General features: G+C 69.2%; 6 protein-coding genes. 4 read left to right on the plus strand and 2 right to left on the minus strand.

The features are described 5' to 3' along the window. Window positions 1-51 precede the first annotated feature (51 nt). From VET29_RS24150 to VET29_RS24165, 4 genes are read left to right on the plus strand one after another with little or no spacing between them, the layout of a single operon-like run. Window positions 52-1362, plus strand: coding sequence for an extracellular solute-binding protein (locus VET29_RS24150; protein ID WP_324924311.1), 1311 nt, complete (start codon window positions 52-54; stop codon window positions 1360-1362). Continuing rightward, window positions 1362-2309, plus strand: coding sequence for a sugar ABC transporter permease (locus tag VET29_RS24155; protein ID WP_324924313.1), 948 nt, complete (start codon window positions 1362-1364; stop codon window positions 2307-2309). The genes VET29_RS24150 and VET29_RS24155 overlap by 1 nt, the downstream gene beginning before the upstream one ends. Further along, entirely contained in the window at window positions 2306-3139 is an 834-nt protein-coding gene (locus tag VET29_RS24160; RefSeq protein ID WP_324924316.1) for a carbohydrate ABC transporter permease, read from the plus strand. Before VET29_RS24155 ends, VET29_RS24160 begins: the two co-directional genes overlap by 4 nt. Further along, the gene (locus VET29_RS24165; protein WP_324924318.1) at window positions 3136-4554 is read left to right on the plus strand and encodes a beta-N-acetylhexosaminidase; all 1419 of its coding nucleotides are present in this window, start codon (window positions 3136-3138) and stop codon (window positions 4552-4554) included. The genes VET29_RS24160 and VET29_RS24165 overlap by 4 nt, the downstream gene beginning before the upstream one ends. A gap of 4 nt (window positions 4555-4558) precedes the next feature. Here the strand turns inward: VET29_RS24165 and VET29_RS24170 are convergent, their stop codons facing one another. Next, the gene (locus VET29_RS24170) at window positions 4559-5788 is read right to left on the minus strand and encodes a S1 family peptidase (RefSeq protein ID WP_324924320.1); all 1230 of its coding nucleotides are present in this window, start codon (window positions 5786-5788) and stop codon (window positions 4559-4561) included. 207 nt (window positions 5789-5995) lie between these two features. Next, a partial coding sequence (locus tag VET29_RS24175; protein ID WP_324924322.1) for a 3-hydroxyacyl-CoA dehydrogenase family protein occupies window positions 5996-7585 on the minus strand: 1590 nt, incomplete at its 5' end.

Consider the following 7585-nt stretch of genomic DNA (forward strand, 5'->3'; position numbering starts at 1 on the left):
TCCGTTGCACATCGCAGAACGTTCATTGCGCATGATGCAACGGGAGCCTCTATGACCATCCGACGGACAGTTGTGGTCGCCGCGCTCGGCGCGCTCGCGATCGCTTGCGCGCCACCGCAAGCCTCGAACGACAGCCCGCGGCAGACCGCGTCGGCCGGCGGCACCGTGGGTGCCACGACCGGTGAGCTGCGGGTATGGCTCTTCCAGGAACCCACCAACGCACCGAAGGAGGCCGTGGTCACCGAGGCTAGGGCCGAGTTCGAGAAGGCGCACCCCGGCGTCACCGTCAACGTCGAGTACCTGCCGGTCGACACCCGCGCCTCCCGGTTCAACGGCGCGTTCAACGATCCCGCGAGCGCCCCGGACGTCGCGGAGTTCGGCAACACCGACCTCGCCGGGTACACCGCGTCCAACGGGTTCGCCGAGCTCACCGCCGACGTCAAGGCCTGGCCGGACGGCAAGGACCTGGTGCCCTCGGTCCTCGACACGGCCAAAGTGGACGGTCGGACCTACGGCATCCCCTGGTACACCGGCACCCGCGCGCTCTACTACCGCACGGACGTGTTCGACGAGCTGGACCTCAAGCCGCCCAAGACGTTGAAGGAGCTCACCGAGACCGCGCGCAGGATCCGCGCCGCGAAGCCGGACCTGTACGGCATCGCGACCGGCGGCAAGTCCCAGTACTCGTTCCTGCCCTACATCTGGGCGAACGGCGGCGACGTGGCCAAACAGGACGGCGACACCTGGAAGTCCACGATCGACGCCAAGCAGGCACGCGCCGGCCTGACGCAGTACGCCGAGCTGCTCCACGACGACATCTGCCCGCCGTCGGCATGCGCGCAGCTCACCGGCAGCCAGTCGGTCGCGGCGTTCGCGGGCGGCAAGGCGGGCATGGTGATCGGTGGTGACTTCAACCGCGCGGCGATCGACGCCGGTGCGGTGAAGGGCAAGTACGCGGTGGTTCCGTTGCCGGGCACCAAGTCCGGCTCGATCGCCCCCGCGTTCGCCGGCGGCAACCTGCTCGGCGTGTTCCGCTCCAGCGACCGGTACACGCTGTCGCTGGAGTTCGTCGAGCTCCTGGGCGGCAAGAAGTACCAGGAGAAGATGTTCGGGGCGATGGGCAACATGCCGACGTTCGCCGACGTGCAGAACCGCGTCGCGAAGAGCGACGAGTTCCTGGCGCCGTTCATCAGGACCGCGCAGGCGGGCACCCGCTTCGTGCCGAGCACCCCGGCGTGGACCAAGATCGACGCGGCGGGCGTGCTGCCGACCGCGGTGCAGCAGATCGCGACCGGGCAGCTGGACGTCGACGCGGCGACCAGTGCGGCGGCGACCCAGATGAACGAGGACTTCGGCAGCTGATGACCGCGCAACCGACGCCGGTCACGCCCGCGCCGTCGCCACGCCGTGCCAGCAGGGTGCGGCGCGGCGACGGCCGGGCCGCTCTGCGGTACCTGATCCCGGCCGGCGTGGTTCTCCTCGCCCTGCTGGTGTACCCGATCTACCAGCTCGTCGTCATCTCGCTGTACGACTACGGGCAACCGCAGGCGAGCGGGGCCGCGCCACTGGTGTTCCTCGGCCTGGACAACTACGCCAAGCTGCTGAGCGACCCGCGGTTCTGGGACGTGCTGGTCACGACCATCGTGTTCGCCGGGGTCTGCGTCGCGGGCACCGTACTCGTCGGCACCGCGCTGGCCGTGCTCGCCGGCCGGGCCCGGCGGATCCCGCGGACGCTGCTGTTCCTCGCGGCGCTCGGTGCGTGGGCCACGCCGACGATCGCGGGCTCGTACGTGTGGCTCTTCCTGTTCGACCAGGACTTCGGGCTGGTGAACGAGGTGTTCGCGGGTCTCGGGTTCGGCGGGATGCACGGCCATTCCTGGACTTTCGACCGGTACTCGGCGTTCGGGCTGGTGGCCGGCGAGATCATCTGGTGCTCGTTCCCGTTCGTCATGGTGACCATGTACGCGGGCATCACCGCGATCCCGCGCGAGGTGGTCGAGGCGGCGTCGCTGGACGGCGCGTCGGCTCGTCGCACCGCGACCTCGGTCTTACTGCCGATCCTGCGGCCCATCCTGACGATCGCGACGATCCAGTCGATCATCTGGGACTTCAAGGTGTTCACCCAGATCTATGTGATGACGAACGGCGGCGGTGTGGCCGGGCAGAACCTGGTGCTGAACGTCTACGCCTACCAGAAGGCGTTCGCGGGCGAGGAGTACGGGCTGGGCGCGGCCATCGGCGTGGTCATGACCGTCCTTCTCTTGCTCATCACGGCGTTGTACGTGCGCGCGCAGCGAGGTGTGCGGTGAGGCGCGGGCAGCTGGTGGTCGACGCCGTGTGTGTGCTGCTCGCCGTCGTGGTCGCGTTCCCGCTCTACTGGATGGTGCTGGCGGCCGTGAAACCCGCCGGTGAGCTGCGGTCGGCGTCACCGCTGACGTTCGCGCCCACCCTGGACAGCTTCCGCCGCGTGCTGGATGTCGAGAACTTCGGGCTGTACTTCGTGAACAGCGTCGTGGTCGCGGTGACCGTGGTGGCGCTGTCGCTGCTGGTGTCGTTCCTGTCGGCGGTCGCGCTGACCCGTTTCCGCTTCCGCGGCCGGACGGTGCTGGTCGTGATGTTGCTGGTGGCGCAGATGGTTCCGGTGGAGGCGTTGACGATCCCCCTGTTCTTCCTGCTGCGCTCCTTCGGTCAGGCGGTGCCCGCGATCGGGTTGAACCAGCTCGGCTCGCTCGTGCTGGTGCACCTGGCGTTCAGCCTGCCGTTCGCGATCTGGCTGCTGCGTGGGTTCGTCGCGGCCGTGCCGGCCGAGCTGGAGGAGGCCGCGGCCCTCGATGGCGCGTCGCGCTTCCGGTTCACCTGGCAGGTGCTGTTCCCGCTGGTGGCACCCGGCCTGGTGGCCGCGAGCGTGGTGTCGTTCATCCACGCGTGGAACGACTTCCTCTTCGCCAAGACGTTCATCATCTCCGGCACCGAGAACCGCACCCTGCCGTTGGGGTTGCTGGTGTTCTTCAAGCCCGAGGAGCAGGACTGGGGCGCGATCATGGCGGGCTCGACGCTCATGACCGTGCCGGTGCTCGTGTTCTTCCTCATCGTGCAGCGGCATCTGGTCTCCGGCATGGCGGGGGCGGTGAAGGGATGAGCTTCGACGGACTGCTCCCCCGGCCGGTGCGGGTCACCCCGGCGGCCGGCACGCTACTCGTCGGCAGATCGCCGGAGATACAGGACTCCACCGACGGTTCGCTTCCGCCGGAAGGCTTCCGGCTCACCGTCGACGCCGACGGGGTCCGGGTCGCGTCGGCCGACGCCGCCGGCGCCTGCCATGCCCGGCAGGCGTTGCGGCAGCTGCTGGGACCGTCCGCCTTCCGCGCCGCCGGGATCCACAATGGACCGTACGAGCTGCCGTACGGCGTCGTCGAGGACTGGCCGCGGTTGCGGTGGCGTGGCTGCCTGCTGGACGTGGCGCGGCACTTCATGCCGAAGGCCGGCGTGCTGCGGTTCCTCGACCTGATGGCCGCGCACCGGTTGAACATCCTGCACCTCCACCTCACCGACGACCAGGGCTGGCGGATCGAGGTACCGGCGTTCCCGCGGCTCACCGAGGTCGGCGCGTGGCGGGCCGGCTCGTGGGTCGGCCGCCCGCCGGACGGCACCCCCGGGCACGACGGCCGCCCACACGGCGGCTACTACACCGTCGACGACCTGCGGGAGATCGTCGCGTACGCGGCGGAACGGCACATCACGGTCGTGCCGGAGGTCGACGTCCCGGGCCACAGCCAGGCGGCCATCGCCGCGTACCCGTGGCTCGGCGCGACCGGAGCGACGCTGGAGGTGCTGACCCGCTGGGGCGTCAACGAGAACGTGCTGGCGGTTAACGAGCGGACGGTCGACTTCTACCGCCAGGTCCTCACGCACGTGACGGAGGTCTTTCCGTCCCGGGTGATCTGCGTCGGCGGCGACGAGGTGCCCACCACGCAGTGGACCGTCGAGCACGCGGCCGCGCTCGGACTGTCCGATGTGGACGAGCTGCGTGGCTGGTTTCTCGGCAGGCTCGTGACACACCTCGAGTCGCTCGGTCGCCGCGCCATGGCGTGGGACGACGCCGGACCCCTCTCCCGGCACACGGTCATCGGCGCATGGCTGAACACGCCGGCCGGCCACGACGTCGTGCTGTGCCCGGAAGAGCACGTGTACCTGGACCACCGCCAGTCCGACCACCCCGACGAGCCCGTCCCGGTCGGCTACCTGCGCACGCTGGCGGACGTCTACGCCTACGAACCGCCTGTCTCGCCACGGGTTCTGGGTGCGCAGGCACAGGTCTGGACCGAGCACCTGGACAACGCCCGGCGCGTGGACTACGCGGCGTTCCCTCGGCTGGCCGCGTTCGCGGAGGTGGTGTGGAGCGCACACGCCCGCGACTACGAGGAGTTCGAGGCCCGCCTGGTCCGCCACCACCTGCCGAGACTGGACGCGCTCGGCGTGGAGTACCGCCCGCTGGCCGGCCCCCACCCGTGGCAGATGCGGCCCGGCGTGCCGGGCCGCATCCGTCACCTGTAGACGATCACCAGGTGGTCACGCCGTAGACCGCTCCGTAGTAGGAAAGGCTGTCGGCGATGGGGAAGTACCACGAGACGTTCGTGAGCCCGTACGTCGACAGGCACCGGTTGAACAGCAGTGAGGCGCCGCTCGTGACACCTTCCGGCGACCACACCGAAAGCGCCGCGACGTTCGCGCCGCCGGAGTCACCCGGCTCGACACAGGCCGAGTGCCGGGTGAGCCCGTACACCGGGGAGCTGACCCCGCTGTACTGCACGGTCTCGTCCTTCACCGTGATCTGACCGCAGGTCCACAGCGTCGTGATGCCGGACTTGCAGACCACGGTGCCGACCGGCGAGTCGCTGTAGCCGCTGACGTTGATGAACCCGCCGTTGGACGGGTTGTAGTCCACCCACGGGCCCTGGATCCAGTAGCCCGCGTTGTCGTTGCGGATCAGCGCGTCGTCGAAGGTCGGGAACCAGCTCGCGACGGTGTAGCCGAAGAAGACGCCGCCCTGGCCGTAGTTGGCCTGGCCGGTGCCCGTGCAGTGCCCGGCGGTCAGCAGGAAGCCCTGGCCGGTCGACGGGTTGCGCAGGTTGAAGCCGGCCGAGCAGCTGCTGCCGTTGATCAGGTCGCCACCGTCCATGTAGTTGGCGGTCTCCCGAGGGGCCTGGTCGAGCTGCTCGTAGCTCACCGCGTCGCCGAACCTGGCGAGCCCGTCGAGCGCCGCCGGCCGCGACTCACCCTTGACCGTCGAGACCACCACGCTGTTGGTCTTCGGGTCGACGTGCCAGCCCGACAGCCCGGCCAGGGCCGACTTGCCGTTCGCGGCACGGTCGGTGCCAGAAGCCTTGCCGGACAAGGTGTCCAGCTCGGCCCGGACGGCGTCGAGCTCCGCCTCGCTGTGCTTGACCACGACCGGACGCGCGCCGGCCTTGGTCACCTCGGCCGCGCGGGCCTGGTCGGTGACGTTGACGACGAGCTTGCCGCTCTCGATGTCGAACCACGACCCGCCGAACGACGAGCCGAGCGAGTCCCGCAGGCCGGCGTCGAGCTTGACCGCCTTGTCCTGCTGACCCCGCAGCGCCTTGGCCTGTGTGGCGGACAGGCCAAGATCCCTTTGCATGGCAACGAGAACCTCGTCCGTGGTGGCCGCGCCGCCTCTCTTCGGCACGGCCCCCGCGGTCGAGTGAGCCGTCACGGCGAGCGCGCACACCGCGCCGGCCGTGAGGAGAACACGAGTCAGTCTGTGCATCTCTTGGATTTCCTCCCGGTCTGGAAGATGTCGAACGCCGGGAGGTCGCCATGAGACGCACGCCGCGTTAGCACTTCGCCCAGATACAGGCAGTCCGGGGGAACGAGAGGAACCAAACGGAGCACGCGGTCCCCGCACCAAAGGGCAGACACGACGGTGCCGCCGGGCCCGGGGGCACGGCGGCACCGAAGGGTCGCTACCGAGAACCTACTCGAACTTCTGGCCCTTCTCCGCCTTCTCGACGAGCGAGGCGGGCGGCAGGAAGTGGTCGCCGTAACGCTCGGCGAGCTCCCGTGCCCTGGCCACGAAACCGGCGACGCCGCCCTCGTAGCCGTTGATGTACTGGATCACGCCACCGGTCCACGGCGGGAAGCCGATGCCCATGATCGAGCCGATGTTGGCGTCCGGCACCGAACGCAGCACGCCCTCGTCGAAGCACTTGACCGTCTCGAGGGCCTCCGCGAAGAGCATCCGCTCCTTCATGTCCTCGAACGGGATCTCGTGCCCCTCCTTGGTGAAGTGATCGTAGAGACCCGTCCACAGCCCGACACGCTTGCCGTCGGCGTAGGAGTAGAAGCCCGCGCCCGAGGACTTCCCCTTGCGGTCGAACTCCTCCACCATCCGGTCCATGATCGGTTCGGAGGCGTGCGCGTCCCAGGTGCCGCCCGCGGCGATGACCGCGGCCTGGGTCTCCTTGCGGATCTTCTGCGGCAGCGTCAGCGTCAGCTCGTCCAGCAGCTGCAGCGGCGGGGCCGGGTAGCCGGCCTGCGAGCCCGCCTGCTCGACCGATGCCGGGTTCACGCCCTCGGCGACCATCGCGACGGCCTCGTTGATGAAGGTGCCGATCACGCGGCTGGTGAAGAAGCCGCGCGAGTCGTTGACCACGATGGGCGTCTTCTTGATCTGCTGCGCGACGTCGAACGCCTTGGCCAGCGTCGCGTCGGACGTCTTCTCGCCGACGATGATCTCCAGCAGCGGCATCTTGTCGACCGGCGAGAAGAAGTGCAGGCCGATGAAGTCCTCCTGCCGCTGCACACCCTCGGCGAGCCCGGTGATCGGCAGCGTCGAGGTGTTCGAGCCGAGCACGGCGTCCGGCGCCACGATGTGCTCGATCTCCGCGAACACCTTGTGCTTCAGCTCGGTGCTCTCGAACACGGCCTCGATGACCAGGTCGCAGCCGGCCAGGTCCTCGGCGGTGGCCGTCGGCGTGATCCGCGCCAGTGTCTCGTCGGCCTTCTCACGCGTGACCTTGCCGCGGGACACGGCCTTGTCGAAGAGCTTGACCGAGTAGTCCTTGCCCTTCTGGGCCGCCTCGGCGGAGACGTCCTTGAGTACGACCTCCATGCCGCCGCGTGCGCAGACGTACGCGATGCCCGCGCCCATCATGCCGGCGCCGAGCACGCCCACCTTCTGTGCGGTGAACTTCTCGTAGCCGTCCGGCCGCGAGCCGCCGGAGTTGATGTGCTGCAGGTCGAAGAAGAACGCCTTGATCATGTTCTTCGCGACCTGGCCGGACAGCAGCTCCAGCAGGTACCGGGACTCGATCGTCAGCGCGGTGTCGATGTCGACCTGCGCGCCCTCGATCGCGGCGGACAGGATCGCCCGCGGCGCCGGCATGTTCGCGCCCTTGAGCTGCTTGCGCAGGTTCGCGGGGAACGCGGGCAGGTTGGCCGCGAACGCCGGGTGCGACGGCGAACCGCCGGGGATCTTGTAGCCCTTGACGTCCCACGGCTGCGCGGCCTCGGGGTTGGCCCTGATCCACTCCTTGGCCTTCGGCAGCAGCTCGTCCGCTGTGGA

The sequence above is a fragment of the Actinophytocola sp. genome (assembly GCF_035634895.1).
Classification (GTDB): Bacteria; Actinomycetota; Actinomycetes; order Mycobacteriales; family Pseudonocardiaceae; genus Actinophytocola.

Coding starts and splice junctions, on each gene's coding strand:
- VET29_RS24165 (WP_324924318.1), top strand. CDS start 3,136: ATGAGCTTCGACGGACTGCTCCCCCGGCCGGTGCGGGTCACCCCGGCG.
- VET29_RS24150 (WP_324924311.1), top strand. CDS start 52: ATGACCATCCGACGGACAGTTGTGGTCGCCGCGCTCGGCGCGCTCGCG.
- VET29_RS24155 (WP_324924313.1), top strand. CDS start 1,362: ATGACCGCGCAACCGACGCCGGTCACGCCCGCGCCGTCGCCACGCCGT.
- VET29_RS24170 (WP_324924320.1), bottom strand. CDS start 5,788: ATGCACAGACTGACTCGTGTTCTCCTCACGGCCGGCGCGGTGTGCGCG.